This window comes from Brevibacillus brevis (assembly GCF_900637055.1).
Lineage (GTDB): Bacteria > Bacillota > Bacilli > Brevibacillales > Brevibacillaceae > Brevibacillus > Brevibacillus brevis.
In genome coordinates this window covers 5,105,001-5,124,506 of the sequence record NZ_LR134338.1, presented here as the reverse complement: position 1 = coordinate 5,124,506, position 19,506 = coordinate 5,105,001, and the positions used below count along the sequence as shown (strand labels likewise).

22 protein-coding genes and 1 riboswitch (1 of these 23 cut by a window edge) are annotated in these 19,506 nt (G+C 48.2%); of the genes, 14 read left to right on the top strand and 8 right to left on the bottom strand.

The features are described 5' to 3' along the window. Positions 1-21 precede the first annotated feature (21 nt). The 4 genes from EL268_RS24800 to EL268_RS24790 all read right to left on the bottom strand — a co-directional run bounded on the left by EL268_RS24800 (position 22) and on the right by EL268_RS24790 (position 3,345). Positions 22-837, bottom strand: coding sequence for a pyrroline-5-carboxylate reductase family protein (locus EL268_RS24800; RefSeq protein ID WP_106657738.1), 816 nt, complete (start codon positions 835-837; stop codon positions 22-24). A 96-nt stretch (positions 838-933) separates the two neighbouring features. Beyond that, positions 934-1,614: a zinc metallopeptidase gene (locus tag EL268_RS24795; RefSeq protein ID WP_048031441.1), complete on the bottom strand. Its 681-nt coding sequence runs from the start codon at positions 1,612-1,614 to the stop codon at positions 934-936. Positions 1,615-1,838: 224 nt separating this feature from the next. Further along, complete coding sequence (locus EL268_RS32960) at positions 1,839-1,979, bottom strand: hypothetical protein (RefSeq protein WP_164724518.1); 141 nt, start codon at positions 1,977-1,979, stop codon at positions 1,839-1,841. 79 nt (positions 1,980-2,058) lie between these two features. Beyond that, positions 2,059-3,345 (bottom strand): glutamate-1-semialdehyde 2,1-aminomutase, encoded by a 1,287-nt coding sequence (locus tag EL268_RS24790; protein ID WP_106657737.1) that lies wholly within the window; start codon positions 3,343-3,345, stop codon positions 2,059-2,061. A 150-nt stretch (positions 3,346-3,495) separates the two neighbouring features. Between EL268_RS24790 and EL268_RS24785 the strand changes: the two genes are divergently transcribed. The 6 genes from EL268_RS24785 (at position 3,496) to proS (ending at position 10,116) form a co-directional block, all read left to right on the top strand. Beyond that, positions 3,496-4,338 (top strand): protein phosphatase 2C domain-containing protein, encoded by an 843-nt coding sequence (locus EL268_RS24785; protein WP_232030047.1) that lies wholly within the window; start codon positions 3,496-3,498, stop codon positions 4,336-4,338. Positions 4,339-4,427: 89 nt separating this feature from the next. After that, on the top strand, positions 4,428-5,438 hold the full coding sequence (locus EL268_RS24780; RefSeq protein ID WP_106657735.1) for an ABC transporter ATP-binding protein: 1,011 nt from the start codon (positions 4,428-4,430) through the stop codon (positions 5,436-5,438). Further along, positions 5,431-6,225 carry an ABC transporter permease gene (locus EL268_RS24775; RefSeq protein WP_007729824.1) on the top strand — a complete coding sequence of 265 codons (795 nt, stop codon included), beginning with the start codon at positions 5,431-5,433 and terminating at the stop codon, positions 6,223-6,225. The genes EL268_RS24780 and EL268_RS24775 overlap by 8 nt, the downstream gene beginning before the upstream one ends. Before the next feature lie 3 nt (positions 6,226-6,228). Continuing rightward, on the top strand, positions 6,229-7,026 hold the full coding sequence (locus tag EL268_RS24770) for an ABC transporter permease (protein ID WP_106657734.1): 798 nt from the start codon (positions 6,229-6,231) through the stop codon (positions 7,024-7,026). Positions 7,027-7,336: 310 nt separating this feature from the next. Beyond that, a riboswitch (FMN riboswitch) is annotated at positions 7,337-7,491 on the top strand. Positions 7,492-7,724: 233 nt separating this feature from the next. Beyond that, positions 7,725-8,336, top strand: coding sequence for an ECF transporter S component (locus EL268_RS24765; RefSeq protein WP_106657733.1), 612 nt, complete (start codon positions 7,725-7,727; stop codon positions 8,334-8,336). A gap of 313 nt (positions 8,337-8,649) precedes the next feature. Continuing rightward, the gene (gene proS / locus EL268_RS24760; protein WP_106657732.1) at positions 8,650-10,116 is read left to right on the top strand and encodes a proline--tRNA ligase; all 1,467 of its coding nucleotides are present in this window, start codon (positions 8,650-8,652) and stop codon (positions 10,114-10,116) included. A gap of 52 nt (positions 10,117-10,168) precedes the next feature. Here proS and EL268_RS24755 read toward each other — a convergent pair whose 3' ends face one another. Together EL268_RS24755 and EL268_RS24750 are read right to left on the bottom strand one after the other, a co-directional pair. Next, positions 10,169-10,807 (bottom strand): HAD family hydrolase, encoded by a 639-nt coding sequence (locus EL268_RS24755; RefSeq protein WP_106657731.1) that lies wholly within the window; start codon positions 10,805-10,807, stop codon positions 10,169-10,171. Positions 10,808-10,870: 63 nt separating this feature from the next. After that, entirely contained in the window at positions 10,871-11,488 is a 618-nt protein-coding gene (locus EL268_RS24750; protein ID WP_106657730.1) for a winged helix-turn-helix domain-containing protein, read from the bottom strand. Between the two features lie 156 nt (positions 11,489-11,644). On the opposite strand from EL268_RS24750, the gene bcp reads away from it, so the two are divergent. The 4 genes from bcp to EL268_RS24730 are packed head-to-tail and all read left to right on the top strand — an operon-like array spanning position 11,645 to position 14,550. After that, positions 11,645-12,115, top strand: coding sequence for a thioredoxin-dependent thiol peroxidase (gene bcp / locus EL268_RS24745; RefSeq protein ID WP_106657729.1), 471 nt, complete (start codon positions 11,645-11,647; stop codon positions 12,113-12,115). 37 nt (positions 12,116-12,152) lie between these two features. Next, positions 12,153-13,205, top strand: coding sequence for a M42 family metallopeptidase (locus EL268_RS24740; protein ID WP_106657728.1), 1,053 nt, complete (start codon positions 12,153-12,155; stop codon positions 13,203-13,205). A 9-nt stretch (positions 13,206-13,214) separates the two neighbouring features. After that, positions 13,215-13,976 (top strand): class I SAM-dependent methyltransferase, encoded by a 762-nt coding sequence (locus EL268_RS24735; protein WP_106657727.1) that lies wholly within the window; start codon positions 13,215-13,217, stop codon positions 13,974-13,976. Between the two features lie 25 nt (positions 13,977-14,001). Next, positions 14,002-14,550 carry a cob(I)yrinic acid a,c-diamide adenosyltransferase gene (locus tag EL268_RS24730; protein WP_106657726.1) on the top strand — a complete coding sequence of 183 codons (549 nt, stop codon included), beginning with the start codon at positions 14,002-14,004 and terminating at the stop codon, positions 14,548-14,550. A 39-nt stretch (positions 14,551-14,589) separates the two neighbouring features. Here EL268_RS24730 and EL268_RS24725 read toward each other — a convergent pair whose 3' ends face one another. Further along, the gene (locus EL268_RS24725) at positions 14,590-15,501 is read right to left on the bottom strand and encodes a complex I NDUFA9 subunit family protein (protein ID WP_106657725.1); all 912 of its coding nucleotides are present in this window, start codon (positions 15,499-15,501) and stop codon (positions 14,590-14,592) included. Between the two features lie 119 nt (positions 15,502-15,620). On the opposite strand from EL268_RS24725, the gene nth reads away from it, so the two are divergent. The 3 genes from nth (at position 15,621) to EL268_RS24710 (ending at position 18,900) form a co-directional block, all read left to right on the top strand. After that, positions 15,621-16,304: an endonuclease III gene (gene nth, locus EL268_RS24720; protein ID WP_106657724.1), complete on the top strand. Its 684-nt coding sequence runs from the start codon at positions 15,621-15,623 to the stop codon at positions 16,302-16,304. A gap of 154 nt (positions 16,305-16,458) precedes the next feature. Beyond that, the gene (gene perR / locus EL268_RS24715; RefSeq protein ID WP_047073745.1) at positions 16,459-16,893 is read left to right on the top strand and encodes a peroxide-responsive transcriptional repressor PerR; all 435 of its coding nucleotides are present in this window, start codon (positions 16,459-16,461) and stop codon (positions 16,891-16,893) included. Between the two features lie 273 nt (positions 16,894-17,166). Further along, positions 17,167-18,900 carry a glycosyl hydrolase family 18 protein gene (locus EL268_RS24710; RefSeq protein WP_106657723.1) on the top strand — a complete coding sequence of 578 codons (1,734 nt, stop codon included), beginning with the start codon at positions 17,167-17,169 and terminating at the stop codon, positions 18,898-18,900. Between the two features lie 92 nt (positions 18,901-18,992). Here the strand turns inward: EL268_RS24710 and EL268_RS24705 are convergent, their stop codons facing one another. Further along, on the bottom strand, positions 18,993-19,367 hold the full coding sequence (locus EL268_RS24705) for a YgzB family protein (RefSeq protein ID WP_106657722.1): 375 nt from the start codon (positions 19,365-19,367) through the stop codon (positions 18,993-18,995). A 117-nt stretch (positions 19,368-19,484) separates the two neighbouring features. On the opposite strand from EL268_RS24705, the gene EL268_RS24700 reads away from it, so the two are divergent. Continuing rightward, positions 19,485-19,506, top strand: partial view of a hypothetical protein gene (locus tag EL268_RS24700; protein WP_106657721.1) — the beginning only. It continues 839 nt past the right edge of the window; the window shows 22 of its 861 coding nt (coding positions 1-22); it begins with the start codon at positions 19,485-19,487; the stop codon falls past the right edge of the window.

Genomic DNA, 19,506 nt, shown 5'->3' with positions numbered 1-19,506 from the left:
TCTTGTTCTCCTATCCGCAATTTATGCTTTTATTTGTTGTTGGACAAGTATCTTTAAAGCAGCGTGCTTGGATTCTGTCATCGCAAACAACTCGTCAAATCCAGAAGGAAGCGTCTTGTCAAGAACACGCAAGCCTTCCTCGGTAATGCCACCCTTGGTAGCAACACGTTCGATCAGCTGGTCGAAGCCAAGCTGTTCGTTTTTGAGCAAAAGAGCCGTTCCCAGCATCGTTTCCACCAGCATGCTTCTCGCTGTATCCAGGTCAAGCTCTGGTGTTTTGCGAACGGCTGCCTGCGCGAACGAATCAAGAATCCCTGCGATCAGTCCTGGGGCGCTGCTGGTGAGGATCGTCGCTGTTTCGATCTCGACCTCGGATACTTCCTGTGATTGACTAATGGAGGACAGGAGGGTGAGCAGCTGTTTGCGATCCTCTGTAGTTGTTTTACTGCTGCATGTAAACAAGGATACACCACGCAACTCTTGCGAAGTGACGGTAGGAATTACTTTGCTCACGGCTCCAGCATGAACGGTTTCCAAATCATCGATGCTAACACCTGCTGCTACAGAAACAATATGTACACTTTCAGGGATAGACAACTCACGGAGAACAGGCAGGATATCCAGTGGTTTTGTGCAGAGAAAGACCAGATTTGCCTGGTCGCAAACCTCTTGCGCACTCTCGGCTATGAGAATGCCATGTGATGCTTGCAGAGTTTCAGCCTTTTCTCTTGTTCGATTGAAGACGGTGATATGCTCGGGCTGGATCACACCGCTTTTACAGAGTGATTTCACCAGCATTTGTCCCATACTGCCTAATCCAATGATTCCAATACGCATGTGCAAAACCCCCCGTCTTATTGTAACGTAGCCTCATGAAAAAAGGTACAGCCTCCCAAATGAGAGAGCTGTACCTTTGCAGTTTCGTTAAACGGATTAGTCGTCAGAGCTTCGGAAAATCATGATGTATTTCGCCAACTCCAGAACAGAGATCAGAGCGGCAGCTACGTACGTCAGAGCGGCTGCGCCCAGTACTTTGCTTGCTCCACGTTCCTCTTCATTGCGGATGAAGCCCATTTTGAGCATCAGTTCTTTCGCACGGCTACTTGCGTTAAACTCGACAGGCAGTGTGACCAGCTGGAAGGCAACCGCTCCAGAGAAGAAGATAATCCCGATGAGCAAGAGTCCAGCCATTTTAAAGAAGAAACCAGCCAACAGCAGCAACGGCGCCACACCGGACACCAGGTTGACTACCGGGAAAATCCGATGGCGCGCTACCAGCATCGGGTACGATACCTTGTGCTGAATCGCATGGCCGACCTCGTGACAAGCAACGGACAGAGAGGCAATTGAGTTGCCGAAGTATACAGGATCAGACAGGCGTACGACACGGTCAGTCGGGTCGTAGTGGTCAGTCAATGTACCTGGGATATGTTGAACAGGAACGTTCGTCAAGCCGTTGGCATCGAGCATGCGGCGGGCGGCCTCTGCACCGGTAAGACCGGAGGAGGTAGGAACTTCGGCGAATTTGTTAAAAGTTCCTTTCACACGGAACTGAGCCCAGAGCGACAGTCCGAATGCAATCAGAATCAGGAAATCCATAGGATGGAAAAACATTCCACACTCACTCCTCGTTGTAATCTATGAAAACGAAATGTTGCTAAGCCATACATGTAACCTTACTACTTCATTCTGTCCCATATTCATGTATACGAATAAGTCCTATGACAGTTTCACTATTTTATTGTACAATCTCTGACCATTATTGACAATGTTGCTGCATACCAAAAAAACAGACACATTCCTCGTCAGCATGAGTGGGAATGTGTCTGTTTTGATGCTCACCTGTCGTGATTTTGGGTTTTGTGATGCTCGGTTTTTCGCGGGTTTTGAAAGCCCTTCACTTCGAGCATTTTACTGCTCATTTTTGAATCCAACGTCTTTTCAGGAGCCTGCGGATATGATTGTTCACCTTTGGACACCGGGATATCCTCCTCGAAAACATTATCGCGAACAGGCTTATTATTTCCTCGGACGGATGCGAAAGGACGTGGGAATGGTTTACAGCTGAGAAAAGGCGCGGTTTACAGCCGCAATGGTGTATTGAATGTCCTCTTCTGTATGAGCTGTCGTCACGAACCAAGCTTCATATTTGGATGGTGCTAGGCATACCCCTTCATTCAGCATCAGCTGGAAGAAGCGGGCAAAAATTTCTCCATTCGCTTTTTGAGCTGCATCGTAATCATGAACAGGCTCGTCCGTGAAGTAAACTGCCAATGCCCCTTTTACACGATTGAGCTGGATGGTTACGCCGTGTTTGTTTGCGGCCTCGATGATTCCGTTCGCAAGCATAGCGCCCAGACGTTCGAATTCATCGTACACGCCCGGTTGCTTCAATACTTCCAGGCAGGCAATTCCCGCACGGATGGAAGCAGGATTACCAGCCATTGTTCCTGCTTGATAAGCAGGTCCGAGTGGGGCGACTTGCTCCATGATTTCCCGACGACCGCCATAAGCACCGATCGGCAGGCCGCCACCGATAATTTTGCCCAATGCAGTCAGATCAGGCTCGACTCCGAGTAGGTTTTGTGCTCCGCCATAGCAGAAGCGGAAGGCCGTAATCACTTCATCGTAGACGACAAGTGCGCCTGCTTCGTGCGTGATGCGGTTAACCTCTTCCAAGAAGCCAGGCTCAGGTGCCACGATACCGAAGTTGCCGACAATCGGCTCAACGAGTACGCAAGCTGTTTCGTTACCCCATTTGCTCATAGCATCTGCGAAGGCTTCGATATTATTAAAAGGTACCGTAATGACTTCGCTGGCAATGCTTTGTGGAATACCTGCACTGTCCGGAATTCCCAGGGTAGATGGCCCGGAGCCGGCAGCAACGAGCACCAAATCAGAGTGGCCGTGGTAGCAGCCTGCGAATTTGATGATTTTGACACGACCAGTATAGGCGCGTGCTACACGAATGCAGGTCATGACTGCTTCTGTACCAGAGTTGTTGAATCGAATGCGCTCCATCGAAGGGATTGCTTCGCGGATCATGTTTGCGAAGGTAATTTCCCATGGAGTAGGAGTACCGTACAGGGTGCCGTTGGCAGCTGCTTCGCAAATCGCTTTGGTCACATGTGGATGTGCATGGCCAGTAATGATGGGGCCATATGCTGCTAAATAGTCAATATATCGATTGCCGTCCACGTCCCAGAAATACGCGCCCTGGGCACGTTCCATCGTTACGGGTGCTCCCCCGCCTACAGCCTTGAAAGAGCGGGAAGGGCTGTTCACCCCGCCTAGAATGACGTCGAGTGCTTGCTCGTGCAGTTGCGCGGATCGTTCACGTTTCATGCATATTCCCTCTTTTCTTTTGGAAAAAGTCCTTCATTATCTTACCACAGCTGTTCAACAACTGGATATGAACGGAGAGCTATAGATGAAGGAAAAGAAAAATGATACAATTTTCAAGCAAATCACTCCATGGATAAAGGCGGGGTCATCATGAAACTTGAGTGCATCTCCATGAAAGGAAGCGGCAAAAGCAATGAGGACGCCTATGTGATTCAGCAGGTCAAGCATGTGTATGCGGTTATCGACGGCATTACGTCCCTGATTCCGTATGAGAACGCAGCCGGACAGACAGGCGGAGCTATCGCGGCTGAGCTCGTTAAAAAGCAGCTGGAAGCAATGCCAGAGGATGCAGCTTTGCATGATTATTTGGAGACGATTAACGAAGCCCTTCAGGAGCAGATGCGGCAAAGCGGCATCGATCTTGAGAAAAAGGAAGCGTTGTGGGGTGCGGCCTGTGCAGTCGTCCGTGTAGGAGATGCCCATATCGAGTACGCGCAGTTGGGAGATTGCATGATATTTGCCGTTTATGAGGATGACACTGTACGACCCCTGACGCATACGCAAGTCAGCCATTTGGAACAGGCCGCCTTGACGAAGTGGGAAGACGGAATCAACGAAGGATTGTGTACCCGAACAGAGCTGTATGAACGATGTATGGACATCCTGATCCATAACCGCTATCAGGCGAATGGACCAGGAGGCTACGGCGTGTTGAATGGCGATGTTGCCTGTCGGGATTTTATCGAGTATGGACGCATGAATCGAGTTGGCGTGAATGCATTGGTGCTGGCAACGGATGGACTTTTCATGCCGAGAGCTTTAGGTGGAGCACAGCCGAAGTGGGAAGAGACGGTGCTGCCAATCGTACATAAAGGGCTGCAACGTTATACAGACGAACTTATCACTCTGGAAAACAACGATCCTGAGTGCACTCGCTATATCCGCTTTAAAAAGTCAGACGACAAAACGGGAATGATTCTTTATCTTCATTAACAGTTTGGTGCAGTTTGCCTTTTGCACAATTCGATTGGCTCATATACACTACAAATGGTATTTAAGCGAAGAAAAAAGGACGGTTTTCCATGATTCAAGTAAATCATTTGCAAAAGGATTTCCGCATCCATCAGTCCAGACCGGGCCTTGGTGGTGCTTTTCGTGATTTGTTCAGTCGGGAGTACAAGACGGTAAAAGCAGTGGATGACCTTTCCTTTACAGTAGAGGAAGGGGAAATGTTCGCGCTGATTGGGGAAAATGGTGCCGGAAAATCGACGACGATCAAGATGCTGACTGGTATCTTGACCCCGAGCGACGGCGAAATCGTCATTAACGGCTATGTGCCTTTCAAGCAGCGGGAAGAGTACGTTCGATCCATCGGAGTTGTTTTCGGGCAGCGCTCTCAGCTTTGGTGGGATCTATCTCCGCTTGAGTCATTTCGTCTGTTGAAAAGTGTTTATAAGGTTGATGAGGCAGAAGGAGAAAAGTGGCTGGAGCGCTTGATTGAGGAGCTGGAGATTTCTTCGTTTGTCAGTCAGCCAGTACGCAAGCTGAGTCTCGGTCAGCGGATGCGCTGTGAAGTGGCTGCTTCGTTGATTCATAAGCCACGCCTGCTGTTTCTGGATGAACCGACAGTTGGACTCGATGTACTTGTTAAGCAAAAAATCCGTGAGTTTCTCCGCAATCTGAACGAGACGGAAAATATGACGATCTTGTTGACGACTCACGATGTGTCAGACATCGAAGCACTCTGTAAACGCGTGCTTGTCATGGACAAAGGGAAGCTGATCTTCGATGGCTTGCTGAATGACCTCAAGGAAAAATGGGGCAATGGCACAGAGGTGTCCTTCCAAATGAAAAAGCGCACTTCAGCAGCCGCACTCCGTCAGGCATTGGGAGAGATGCCTTGTGAGATCGAGCAAATCAATGATTTTACCCTCAGTGTAAAAGTAGCGCGGAGTCAGGAAATGCTGCCCTTTGTTTTGTCGACGGTCATGTCATCGTTTGAAGTCAGTGACGTGAAAATCGAGGAGACGAGCACAGAGGATATCGTTCGCAACATTTATTCCTCAGACCAAGAGGTAAGAAGCCATGCGTAAGCTTTATATGGAACTCATCCGCATGAGGTTTTTGACGATGCTTGCCTATCGTGTGAACTATTACAGCGGAATCATTATCTACGCGATCAATATCGGTGCGTACTACTTTTTGTGGGGAGCGATCTACGGAGGGCAGCAGCAGCTGGGCGGGCTTACGGTGGAACAGATGACTTCCTACGTTGCGATTGCATGGATGTCGCGGGCGTTTTATTTTAACAACATCGATACAGAAATAGCCCAGGACGTCCGAGAAGGCAAGGTCGCGATCGAAATGATACGCCCTTATAATTACTTGTCCGTGAAAACGGCGCAGGCGTTTGGGGAAGGGATCTTTCGCTTTCTCTTTTTTGCGGGTCCAGGGATCTTCCTTATCAGCTTGATCATTCCGTTCAGCTTTCCGGCGACAGCGACTGGATGGGGGCTGTATTTGATCAGCTTAATGTGTGCGTTTTTGATCAATACACAAATCAATCTGGTGACAGGCTTGCTCACTTTCTTCCTGTTCCGAAACGATGGCATGATGCGAGCCAAGCGGGTCGTGGTGGATCTGTTGTCTGGTCTCGTGCTGCCGATCAGCTTTTTCCCGGGCTGGGCGCAAACGGTAATGGGTTACCTTCCATTTCAGGCGGTCAACTACTATCCGAGCCTGATCTTCACAGGTGCGATTACAACGGAACGTTCCTGGGAATTGATCGGTTTTCAGGTCATCTGGATGTTTGTCATACTGGTTCCCATCTTGGTGATGTGGCGTCTTGCCCGCAACAAGCTGGTTGTGCAAGGAGGGTAGAGCATGCAAAACATGAGACATATTTTCAGTATTTTTGCCGACTACCTGAGCCAGTACTTCAAGACGAGACTAGCCTATCGCACAGATTTTATCGGGGATTTTGTGTCCAATCTGGTTTCTGAGTTGATCAATCTCATCTTTATTATTGTCGTGTTCACGCATGTTCCGCTTATGGGGGATTGGACGCGTGATGAGATTATCTTTATCTATGGTTTCTTCTTGGTTCCATACGCGTTGTTCTCGATGTTCTTCGGGTTTTGGGACTTCAACGAACGGTATATCATCCGGGGCGAGATGGATCGCATCCTGACGAGACCGATTCACAATCTGGCGCAGGTGTGCCTCGAGTCGATTGCGCCAGACCGTATTTTTGGAGTCATAACCGGGATTATCATCATGGGGTATGCTGCCATTCAACTCGATTTGTCGTTTTACTGGTACGACGTGTTCATCTTTATCGGGCTCTCGATCAGCGGGGCATTGATTTACGGTGGCGTGTATACCGCGATTGCTGCGGTTAGCTTCTTTTCCGACTCACGTACAGGGATTGCCCCGATGATTTACAACATCCAGCAATATGGGCGCTATCCGGTAGACGTTTACAACAAGGCTATTCGCTTTGTGCTCACCTACGTGCTGCCGTTTGCCTTCGTGGGTGTTTATCCGGCGGCATACTTTTTGCGCAAGGAAGTCTGGTACACATATGCGGCAATGACACCGGTAGTGGCTGTCATTTTCTTCGGTATCGGGCTTCTCGTTTGGAACTGGGGTGTCACGAAGTATCGAGGAGCGGGTTCTTGATGATTTATAATCTGAAGTCGTTGTGGTAATATTAAAAGCATAATGTAAAAAAAAACGTCCCGGCGGCAACCGGAACGGTCGGTACAATAGGCGCTTCCCGCAAAGGGGTGCGGCTCAGATCTGGGTGTGAAATAGACCGCTGAGGTGTCAACTCAAGGGCGGTCTATTTCTTTTTGGTCAAGGTAACTACCAAGCCGATTATTGTTATACCAACTAAACAAATCGGAAAAATAAACAAAAAGTGTCGCTTTGGCAGTTTCCTCTATTGTCAAATCAAAAAACAGCAGTATAATATGCTGTATACAACTACACATTCCTTCGGGGCAGGGTGAAATTCCCGACCGGCGGTGATCATGCTTTGTGCATGTTAAGCCCGCGAGCCTCCCGAGCTGCAAGTAGCGACGGAGTGCAGGATCTGGTGTGATTCCAGAGCCGACAGTACAGTCTGGATGGGAGAAGGATGACGACAGTACGTTTATCACACGTGCTTGTTTGCCTGTGCAAACGGGATAAGAACGTTGAGGCCAGTCCTCTTGTTTCTTGTACCTTTTATTTGCGCATGGTTTTGTCATACGCTTGCAAATGCCCTGTGGAACTTATAGCCACAGGGTTTTTCTGTTTGTGTAACAAGACGTGTGAGCTTACAACGACTGTTGCCATTCCTCAAGAAGGAGTAGAAAAATGAGGAGATGGTAAACATGAAAGAAACAGCGCTGCATTCTTCGCGCACACGTGCAACCCAAAAGCTGGTGACGATTCCCATGCTGGCGGCCGTTGCATTTATTCTGCAGTATCTCGAGGTTCCTGTTCCGCTGATGCCAAGCTTTTTGAAGCTCGATTTCAGCACACTCCCGGCATTGATCGGGGGACTCATGTACGGACCTGTAGCCGGCGTTATTATCGAGGTACTGAAAAATACACTGCACATGCTATTCAAAAATACAGACGGTCTGTTGATCGGTGAGCTCGCAAACGTTGTAGCGGGATCAAGCTTTATTTTTGCGGCTGTCTACATGCAGCGTCTCGGCCAAGGCAAAAAAGGCTTCCTGACGGGTCTTGCTCTGGGAACGCTGTTGATGACGATTGTCATGGCTGTCGCAAATGCGTATGTGCTGTTGCCTGCGTACGCTGTGCTTTATCAAATGCCGATTGAACAGCTTTTGACCATGTTCAATGCGACAAGTATCTGGTCATTGGTTCTGTACGGAATCGTACCATTCAATCTCTTCAAAGGTGTTATGATTTCAGTGGTTGCCTATCCGATCTACGTGAAGCTCGGCTCCAGAATCGCTGCCCGTATCAACAATTGACAACCACGATGTGACTCGCTAATATGTTTAGTTAATAGATAGTCACAAAAGGCTATGAAAGGACCCGCAGCTATTCCCTCGTAACAGAGAGTCGGCCCTAGTCTGGAAGGCTGATACGTAAAGGATAACTGCACCCCATCCTGAAGCCGCTGGTGAAGAGCTGAGCCGGATGCCCACCGTTATCGGGTTGTCGAGAGGACTATGGCGTATGCTGTAGTCAATCAGGGTGGTACCGCGGAAGTTGATCCTCCGTCCCTTTTAGGGATGGGGGATTTTTTGCATTTTACGTAAGAATAAAAAGGAGCGTAGACGGATGAAAGAGGACAAAGCGTTTGTAAAAGAAATTACACCGCAATCGGAGGATTTTTCGCGTTGGTACATCGATGCCATTAAAAAGGCGGATTTGATGGACTACACACCGGTACGCGGCTGCATCGTGTTCAAGCCGGATGGCTTCGAGCTATGGGAGCGAATTCAAGAGGCGATGAATAAGCGCTTCAAGGAGACAGGGCATCGCAATGCCTATTTCCCGATGCTGATCCCCGAGTCCTTCTTTCAAAAAGAAAAAGAGCATATCGAGGGCTTCAATCCAGAGCTGCCTTGGGTAACAGAGGCTGGGGGCGAGCCGCTAGAGGAAAAGCTGGCGCTACGTCCAACCTCTGAGACGATCATCGGTCATATGTACAGCCAGTGGATTCAGAGCTACCGCGACCTGCCTGTATTAATCAACCAATGGGCAAACGTTTTTCGTTGGGAAAAGCGGACAATGCCGTTCTTGCGTACATCGGAGTTTCTCTGGCAGGAAGGCCACACGGCACATGCGACAGAGGAGGAAGCTCGTCAGGAAACGATGCAAATGCTGGAGATTTACCGAGAGGTCGTCGAGCAGGAGCTGGCGATTCCGGTTTGGAAGGGACAAAAAACACCAAGTGAACGCTTTGCTGGTGCTGTCGACACGTATTCCATTGAAGCGATGATGAAGGATGGCAAAGCAGTGCAAGCGGGCACCTCGCACTATTTGGGCGATAAATTCGCGCGCGGCTTTGAAATCAAGTTTTTGGATCGTGACAATCAGTTCAAGTACGTTCACACCACATCATGGGGAACCTCTACGCGGCTGATTGGTTCGATGATCATGGTGCATGGCGATGACCGCGGTCTCGTGTTGCCGCCTCGCATGGCTCCGACACAGGTTATTATGATCCCAGTCGGTCCGATGAAGCTGCGCGAAAAGGTGATGGAGGCGTTTGATCCACTCTTTGACGAGATCAAGACCGCAGGCGTGCGTGTCCGTGCCGATCTTCGCGAAGAAACACCAGGCTGGAAGTTCAATGAGTGGGAAATGCGCGGAGTTCCTCTGCGTCTGGAGCTCGGCCCGCGTGACGTGGAAAATGGTCAAGTAATTCTGGCTCGTCGTGATACGGGGGAGAAGGTGACGGTTTCACTTGAAGGTATCGCGCAGACAGTTGTTCAACTGTTGGAAGAGATTCAGCAAAATATGTTCCAAAAAGCACTCGCCTTCCGTGATGAGAACTCACATTTGGGGATCGATACACTGGAGCAGCTATCCGCTCATATTGCAAAAAACGAGAGCGAAAACAAGACGAGCGGATGGGTGTTAGCTGGCTGGTGTGGGGATGATGCTTGTGAATCGAAGATCAAAGAGGAAACAAAGTTCACCTCTCGCAATATCCCGTTTGAGCCTCCTATACAAAAGAAAGCCTGCATTTGCTGCGGCAAAGAGTCACAGCATAGTGTCTGGTTCGGAAGGGCGTATTAATCAAACAAAGGGTGTGTCCACGCTTCGGCGGCAGGGCACACCCTTTTTTCATCTAGCGTCCGAGTATCCAATCGGTAAAAGCTCGCACATCCGTAAAGTGGTAGTCAGGCTCGGGATCGAATTTTCCAGACTTTTGTGTAACCAAAAGCCAATCCACACCGACGGTTCGCAAACCAGCGGCTCGACCAGCCAATACGTCAGCATCACTATCGCCTACGAAAATGGTTTCCGCAGGCGTTGCGCCTAGCTGGTTCATAGCGGTAAAAATACCTTCTGGATGAGGCTTTGGATGTGTGACCTCATCCCCTGTGATCACGACGGAAAAATACGAATCCAATCCCCATTCTCGAAGGGAGATGTCAGCGCTTTTTCGTCCTTTTCCTGTTACGATTCCCATTTGGATACCTGCTGCGTGAAGTTCATCGAGCATGCTTCGGATATTTTCAGGGTTTTGTACGCGGGAGTGTTCATCTGTGTATACACGATAAAAATGAGCGAGGGCGTTGTCATGCGCATGTGAGGGAAGCTTGTTTTGCAAAATGCCTGTCTCTGTGGGGCCAAAGAGAGCTACAATCTGCTCGTCGGTATAATGCTCTTGTAAAAACTGCTGAAAGGTAGAGCGAAAAGCAGTGAAGATCAAGGGGAGGGTATCGGCAACTGTGCCGTCGAAATCAAACAAGATCGTCCGCATTGGAGTCCTCCTTTGATTAGAAAATGAAAGAAAACCATCGCATCTGATGGTTTTCTTGGTGACTTACTCATCCGAATCATCAAAAGGATCATCAGCATCATCTGTTGGGTCAGCTGGAGTCAATGGGAACAGGATGTCGAAAAACTTGAATTTTCGACGGCCAGATTCCTTTTTGAACCCTTTGTACTTTTGCAACAGCTCAGAGATGTCTTCCACAAATTGATTGCGTTCATCTTGACTCAAATAAAATTCAGTCAAATTATAAGCGAACGTATTTTTGTATTCTTTCCGAACATCTTGGTCGCTTGCGACGAAGCGATTGAGAGTCCTCATGAGGTCCTTTTCCGTTGTACGAAACGGCGTAAACATGACATCACTTAATTGTTGAGCGTTTTCTTCAATCATCAATTGAAGCTTGACCTGAATGACCTTGGCAACAGGCTCATAATATTTCTCCACAATGGAGCCTTTTACCCGGGTATCCACTTGCTCGAGCAGCCCAACACGCACGAGCTCCTTCACATGGTAATGTAGCCGTGCTGCATTTTCGCCTAGTTCTGTAGCGATTTGTTTGGCCGTTCTGGGCTCCAAATCTTCAAAGAGTTCCAAAATCTTAACACGTTCCGCTATAGCAAGCGATTTCAACGCTTCTGGATCTGTTACTTCAAAAAACTCTTTCATGTTAATTCACCATCCAACTGACTAGGCCAAATTTTATTTTTTTTAATTCTATCCTTTTCTGCATCAAAGCGCAACTTGTATGCGGATGAAGTGACTACTAGATTGTGGTAAAATGGGACCAGCGAAAACAGGATATTATCGAGAGGAGGGAAAAGTTTGACGGCAGTAGGACAAGCTGCACCTGCATTTACGTTGCAGGCGAGCGACAATCAGACCATCTCACTTTCCCAATTTCATGGACAAAATGTCGTGCTTTATTTTTATCCGAAGGACCAAACGCCGACATGCACCACAGAAGCATGCGACTTTCGTGACTTCCATTCAGGCTTTGCTGAATCGAATACAGTCGTTCTTGGAATCAGTCCGGATTCTGTGAAATCGCATGACAAATTTATCGCGAAGCATGAATTGCCTTTTCCACTTCTGGCAGATCCGGATCACCAAGTGGCAGAGGCTTATGGTGTGTGGGTGTTGAAAAAAATGTACGGACGAGAGTACATGGGCATTGAACGCACGACGTTCGTCATCGACAAAGAGGGTAACATCGCAAAAATATGGCCAAAAGTAAAGGTCAAAGGACATGTGCAGGAAGTGCTTCAATTTATTAAGGAAGAGCTTCAATCCTAACGTTTATTTCGCAATGGGCGAATGGAGGAACATACAAATGAGTGTATCTACGGAATATGTCGTGCAAAGCTTTTGCCAATTGGCGAACATCCCAAGTCCATCTGGCAATACGGAAAAAGTAATGGCCTGGGTTGCACAAGAATTAGAAAAGCTTGGCGTTTCCTTTAAACGAACAAACAAAGGGGCAATCGTTGCAACAGTAGCGGGGGCCAATAACGAAAAGGCAAGACTCTTGACAGCTCACGTCGATACGCTGGGCGCGATGGTAAAAGAGATTAAGAGCAACGGGCGCTTAAAGCTGACCTTGATCGGCGGCTTTGCATTCAATGCGATTGAAGGGGAGCACTGCGTTGTAGAGACTGGCAGCGGTCGTCTTGTAACCGGTACCATTTTGTCCACTAAAGCTTCCGTGCATGTATACAGCTCAGAAGCGGGAAAAGCTGAGCGCAATGATGCGAACATGGAAGTCCGATTAGATGAAAAGGTCACAACCAAAGAGCAAGTACTGGAACTGGGGATTTCCGTCGGAGATTTTGTCTCTTTTGATCCACGGGTGACTGTAACGGATAGCGGCTTTATCAAGTCCCGTCATATCGACGACAAAGCAAGCGTAGCTGTGCTGCTGGGGGTTCTGAAGGAACTGAGTGAATCCGGCTTGAAGCTGCCTTACACCACACACTTTTTTATCAGCAATAATGAAGAGATCGGCTACGGCGGCAACTCCAGCATCCCTGACAACGTGGTGGAGTACCTGGCTGTCGACATGGGAGCGATTGGGGACGGACAGACGACAGATGAGTATTGTGTGTCCATATGTGCGAAGGATTCCACAGGACCTTACCATTACGGATTGCGCAGTCATCTGACCAAGCTCGCACAAGCGAACGGTCTGAACTACCAAGTGGACATTTATCCCTACTATGGTTCTGACGCAAGTGCTGCGCTGAGAGCCGGATATGACGTTGTCCATGGCTTGATCGGACCGGGCGTAGATGCTTCGCACTCCCATGAACGTACACATAAAGAAGCGCTCGACAACACGGCAAAGCTTGTTATGGCCTACCTTCAATCAGAAGAAATGCAAGCATAGGAGGACCAGATGAGCAATATGTATCAATGGGCTGACTACTATGATCTCACTCAGCGCGGTGTTGTGGGTGATGTTGAGTTCTATCTGGAACAAGCCAAGCTGGCAGGGGGAAAAGTGTTGGATCTTGCTTGCGGCACCGGAAGAATCAGCATTCCAATGGCGCAGGCTGGCATCGACGTTACTGGAATTGACCTATCCCGGGATATGCTGGCAAGGGCTCAGGTAAAAGCAGAGGAACAAGGTGTAACATCCGGCTTGAAGCTATTGCAGGGGGATATGCGCGCCTTTGATCTGCAGGAGTCATTTTCCCTGATTATGATTCCTTTTCGGTCGTTTTTGCACCTGTTGCATGTCCAAGAGCAAATGAAGGCATTGACGTGCATTCGCAAGCATCTGGCTCCAGGCGGGAAATTCATCATGAACGTGTTTGTGCCCAAGATTCATCATTTTTACGAGGAAAATGAAAAAATGTCCTTGCGTGGCACCTATCCACTCCCGTCGGGGGAAGAGGTTGCGATGTGGGATTACACCCGTTATGACCATTTTCAGCAACTGTCCGAAGTGACACGCATATACGAGCGTACGGATGCACAGGGAGTTGTGACGGAACGGGTGAAAGGCCGATTTACTCTCCGCTACATTTTCCCCGCGGAGCTCCATCATCTGCTTCGCTTAAACGGCTTGAAGGTTACACAACGATACGGTTCTTTTGCAAAGGCACCATTTGATGCAAATAGCTCAGAATTGATTCTGGTCACCGAAGCTTTGTGAACGGAACCTGTGGAGGGGATACGGAATGAAGATTTATACAAAGTCGGGGGATAAAGGTGAGACGTCACTGGTTGCAGGTGTCCGCGTGCCTAAGTTTGCGGACCGTGTAGAGGCATACGGTACATGCGATGAAGCCAACTCGCAGATTGGATTGGCCCTGTCCCTGTTACCTGCAACAGAAGAGTGGAAGGAATTGCAGGATGTCTTCCATGTCATTCAGACAAAGCTGTTCCATGTAGGAGCTGAGCTGGCGACGCCAGAAGGCAAAAAGGTAGGTTGGCCAATTGCAGAAGAGGATGTTACTTTTCTCGAAGAGCAAATTGACATGCTAGATGCGAAATTGCCGCCGCTCACCAATTTTATTTTGCCCGGCGGACATCCGGCAGCGGCTGCCTTCCATGTTTCGCGTACGGTCGTCAGACGTGCAGAGCGCAAAGCAGTTCATGTGGCACAGCAGGAGCAGGTAAACCCGTCCGTGGTCAAATACCTCAACCGATTGTCCGATTATCTGTTCGTTGTGGCTCGTCATATTAATAAAGAAACAGGTGCAGTTGAGAAAACGCTACACGAATAGGCAAAAGCCCCCTGACATCAAGCAGGGGGCTTCCCTATTTTATTTGGTACGCAGGTAAGTGGTGATTCCCGGGAGAAAATCGATTTTCTCAGTGTGAAAAGTCTCGTAGAGAAGCTTTCCGTCCTTACATGCGTTTCCTTCCAGCAGCATGGTGAGCTGCGTATTGGTAATCGGAAAAAATGGGAATCTCTCCATCATATTTACCACAGGCTTCATGAAAGCAAGGGGAATGTGAATTTTATTGACCTTCTGCTTTCCGATGGCCTCGCCAATCGTATCTAGGATTTGTCCGTAGGAGAGTGGTTCTGGTCCGCCTGTTTCGTAAGTTTGATTGGTCGATTCGGGTCTGCTCAAGGCTTGGACGAATACATCGGCCACCGTCTTGCGAGCGACTGGCTGCAAAGGGTAGGAGCCATCGCCAATGACCGGTGTGACAGGTAAACGAACCAGATCAGCGAGCATGTTCACGAATTCATCCCCAGGACCAAAAATGACAGATGGACGGAAAATGACGTAGGGAATACCACTTGCTTGCACAAGCTGCTCCGCTTCGTATTTGGTTCGGTGATAGGCGCTCGAGGCGTTTTCGCGTGCACCAAGAGCACTCATATGGACAAAGCGCTTGATTCCAGCTTGCTTGGCAGCCTCTAGTACATTTTTTGTACCTTCGACATGGATGCGAGAAAAGCTAATGCCTTTCCCCGGTTGTTCGCGAATAATTCCGACGAGGTGGATGACAGCATCGCAGCCTTGCATCGCCCTCATCAATGATTCTTTATCAAATAGATCGCCAGTCGCTTCCGTTATAAGCGCATGGGCGGTTTCGTTGTAGGGAAGCTTACCTGTTGAACCAGCTCTGGTGAGGCAAACCGTCTTATATCCTTCTGCCTGCAAGCGCTCGAGTATACCCCGTCCAACAAAACCTGTGGCACCAGTCAGGAATACTTTCATGGAAAACCTCCTCCCGTTAAATACTTCCAGACTCATTGTACAACAGTTGCAGTCTGTGGTGCTATCGATCGCTGTGTTGACTAAGGCGGTATAATGTAGGGAAAAGGGGGATATATTTTATGGCACAACGCAAAGTACCTGTGGCCGACATTTTGGATAATTTGCAGCAGCTTTATCCGGATGCGCACTGTGAATTGAATTATACAACCCCGTTTGAACTTCTCATTGCGACCATTCTTTCTGCCCAATGTACAGATAAACGGGTAAATGAGATTACGGCACCCATGTTCCAGCAGCTAAACCAGCCGGAGCATTACCTTCATTTGACACAGGAAGAAATGGAAGAGCATATAAAAGGGCTCGGGTTGTATAAGAATAAGAGTAAAAACATTTTAGAGACCTGTAGAATCTTGTACGAAAAATACAATAGCGAAGTTCCGCAAACGCATGCCGAGCTCGAAGCATTGCCGGGTGTAGGGAGAAAGACTGCAAATGTCGTTTTGTCCAATGCATTCGGGATTCCTGCGATCGCGGTGGATACGCATGTATTCCGCGTAGGAAACCGGTTAGGCCTTGCGAATAGCGACAATGTGGACGAAGTGGAACGTCAGCTCATGAAGCGCATTCCGAAAGAGAAGTGGACGGATGCGCATCATTGGTTAATCTGGCACGGCAGACGTGTATGCTCGTCGCGCAATCCACAGTGCGGCAGCTGTACACTTCAATCCATGTGTAAGTTTGCACAGGCGGAAGCCAAAAAAGCCAAAAAGCCTGCAACCAAAAAGCCAGCAAAAGCTCAGTAAAAAACTTGATTTTCCACTTCTTTCTGTCCAAATCGGTTGAATGGATATTGACAGTTTTCGCCGACTAGACGTACACTTATTTATAGTAATTCTAATCAATGACATTAGAGAAGCTTGTTCTTTTGTCTTGCGAAAGACTGTGGGGTGTAACAAGATGGTACAACGTGTGGAGAAAGCTGTTGAAATCCTGAAGAATACCGGGGTTCGCATGACACCTCAGCGCCATGCAATTTTGACCTATTTGCTGGAAACGATGACCCACCCGACGGCTGACGAAATATATAAAGCCCTTGAAGGCAAATTCCCGAATATGAGCGTTGCAACGATTTACAACAATCTACGAGTCTTTAAAGATGCTGGATTGGTTACAGAGCTCACTTACGGGGATGCGTCCAGCCGATTCGATGCCAATGTGGAAGAAGATCATTATCACGCGATCTGTTCCTCCTGTGGTGCAATCAGGGATTTCCACTTTCCGTATTTGCGGGATGCAGAAGTAGCTGCTTCCAAAGACATCGGCTTCAAAGTAACCGGACATCGTATGGAAGTTTATGGCGTTTGTGATTCCTGTCAAAAGAATCCCCACTAAGAATGTATTTGATGGATGAGCACCTCCTGCTTAAATCGGATAATCCCGGTGATGCAGGGGGTGTTTGTTTTTGGAGGACATAACCCTTTCTGTCGATATCTGTAACCTTTTGGCTTCTCGTACGTCTTCTTCTTGGTAGGAAGTTTGACCGTGAATTACCAGAATACAAAAGGTTGTGAATGGATTGAACGAACGCTATGATCGAAATAATGAGTCAAATCATACAGCCCAAGTCAGAAGACAGGCTTATGTACCGGGAAGCAGGTGGAGATTATGAGCAGGGAGTCGGGGAGAGCTCTGCGACCAAGACGAAGAAAACGACGGGTTTTTCGCAGGCTGTTTTTGTTAAGCTTTCTCTTGTTAGCCATCTTCGGCAGCATTTACTGGTTTTTTGTGCTCCGTGCTTCAACTGAGCATGTGCAGCCGTATGATGGAGTTAAAAATGTGATTGTATACGAAGGCTCACGGAAAGAGTCCACGTATTTATTGGAATCAGAGCAAATATTGCTGCCCTTTGATTTCATTAAAGAAAACATTGATCCTGCGATTTTTTGGGATGAACCTACACGTTCCGTTATCGTCACGACGAAGGATAAGGTGCTTCGGATGGAGAGCGGAGAAATTGTCGCTTATCTGAACAAAAAACCTGTGGATTTACGCGTTCCAGTGAAAGAGGTCGACGGCACACGCTATGTCCCGTTGGATCCTTTGGAAAAGCTGTATCCTTATTCTTTTGAGCGAAAAGCAGATACGGGTGTCCTGGTCGTCGAAAAAGAGGGCTACGAAATCCAGCAAGCGAAAGTAATTGCTGCAGAGGAAAAACAAGCAGTCCGTACCGGTGCTTCCCATCGAACCCCGATCGTGGCAGAGCTGTCTGCGGGTGAAGTTGTCGACGTTCTTGGCAAGAAGGAAAGCTGGTATCGCGTTTTGACGGCCTCAGGAGTAGGCGGATTTATTTCAGAGAAAAGTATTGAAATGACGGATGTGCGCAAAGTTCATCTGGAGCACACGACCGCTACCGGACAACAACAAGCTGCTTGGAAGCCTGAGGGAAAGATCAACCTCGTATGGGAGCACGTCGTCAGTAAAAATCCGGATGTTTCAAAAATTGGTGCATTACCAGGGGTAAATGTAGTTTCTCCTACTTGGTTTGAAATGAAGGATGCAGAAGGAAATCTGTTGAACAGAGCTGATCCTGCGTACGTCAAATGGGCCCATAAGAGGGGCTACAAGGTTTGGGGTCTAGTTACAAATGGCTTTAATCCAGATTGGACCAAGTCTGTTCTCAGTAGCTATGACAAGCGAGATAAGTTAATTGCCCAACTCCTGTACTACGCCCATCTTTATGATCTCGATGGCATCAACATCGATTTTGAGAACGTATATTTAGAAGAAAAAGAGGAGCTCGTACAGTTTGTTCGGGAGCTGACGCCGTATCTCCATCAGCAAGGACTAACTGTTTCCATCGATGTGACGATCAAGTCAAACGCTAAGCAATGGTCCATGTTCCTGGATCGGAAAGCTTTGGCCGAAGTCGTCGATTATGTTGCGGTGATGACGTATGATGAGCATTGGGCAGCGAGTCCAAAAGCTGGTTCTGTCGCATCATTGCCGTGGGTGGAGCGAGGCTTGCAAGGAGTTTTGGAAGAAGTCCCTAATGAAAAGCTGCTGTTAGGTGTACCTTTCTACACACGCTTGTGGACAGAAGCCAAGCAGGCTGATGGCACTGTGAAGGTGAGCTCCAAAGCTTATTCCATGACGAAAGCGCAGGAGTGGATCAACGAACGCAAGCTGACGCCAGTTCTGGATGAAGCTTCAGGTCAACATTACGTGGAGTACAAAGACCCGAAAGATGGCAACGTCTATAAAATGTGGATAGAAGATGTAACTTCTATGAAGAAGCGCATGGAGATCGTCAATAAGTACGACTTGGCGGGCGCAGCTTCTTGGCGCCGAGGCTTTGAGGTGCCGGAGATCTGGCAAGCAATTGACGAGACTCTGAAATAATAGACAGACAGCTTTCACAAAAGAAAGCCACCTGCACCCGAATGCTCGGGAATTAGCAGGTGGCTTTTTACGTATAGATGAAAAGAATCATATTATGTCTGGTTTTGCTGAGGATGTCCGTCTTCTAGGAGTAAAGGTTGTCCACAAAACATACAGGCGTCTTCTTTTCCCAACATTTTCGTGACTTTTTGGCATGAAGGGCATTGCACCTGTGGAGCTGAAGTGGAGACCATACCGGAAATCATAAACAAGACTGTACTGCCCATTGTCAGAATGAACCCGATGATCAAAAGCAGCGTCATAAAAATGTAAGAGCCTTTTAAGAGGCTTCCAAGTAAAGGAATAAAGTCCAAATAACCTGCAAAAAATGCGTACCCTGTATACATCAGCAAAATGCCGATTACCATGCTCCAGTTGCCCCATGTGCGCATGCGTTTGATCTTGCTCAGGCGTTCTGTATTTTTCATGATCATTCCTCCTACCCTATAGTATAGCATACAAAGGATTTGTCTGTTGACAAGCAGGAAACGAACAAGACTTGTAGAATCCATAAGTTCAACCCAGGGGGCAGGGAGGAACAAGGCATGACTTTAAGGCAAACGTATC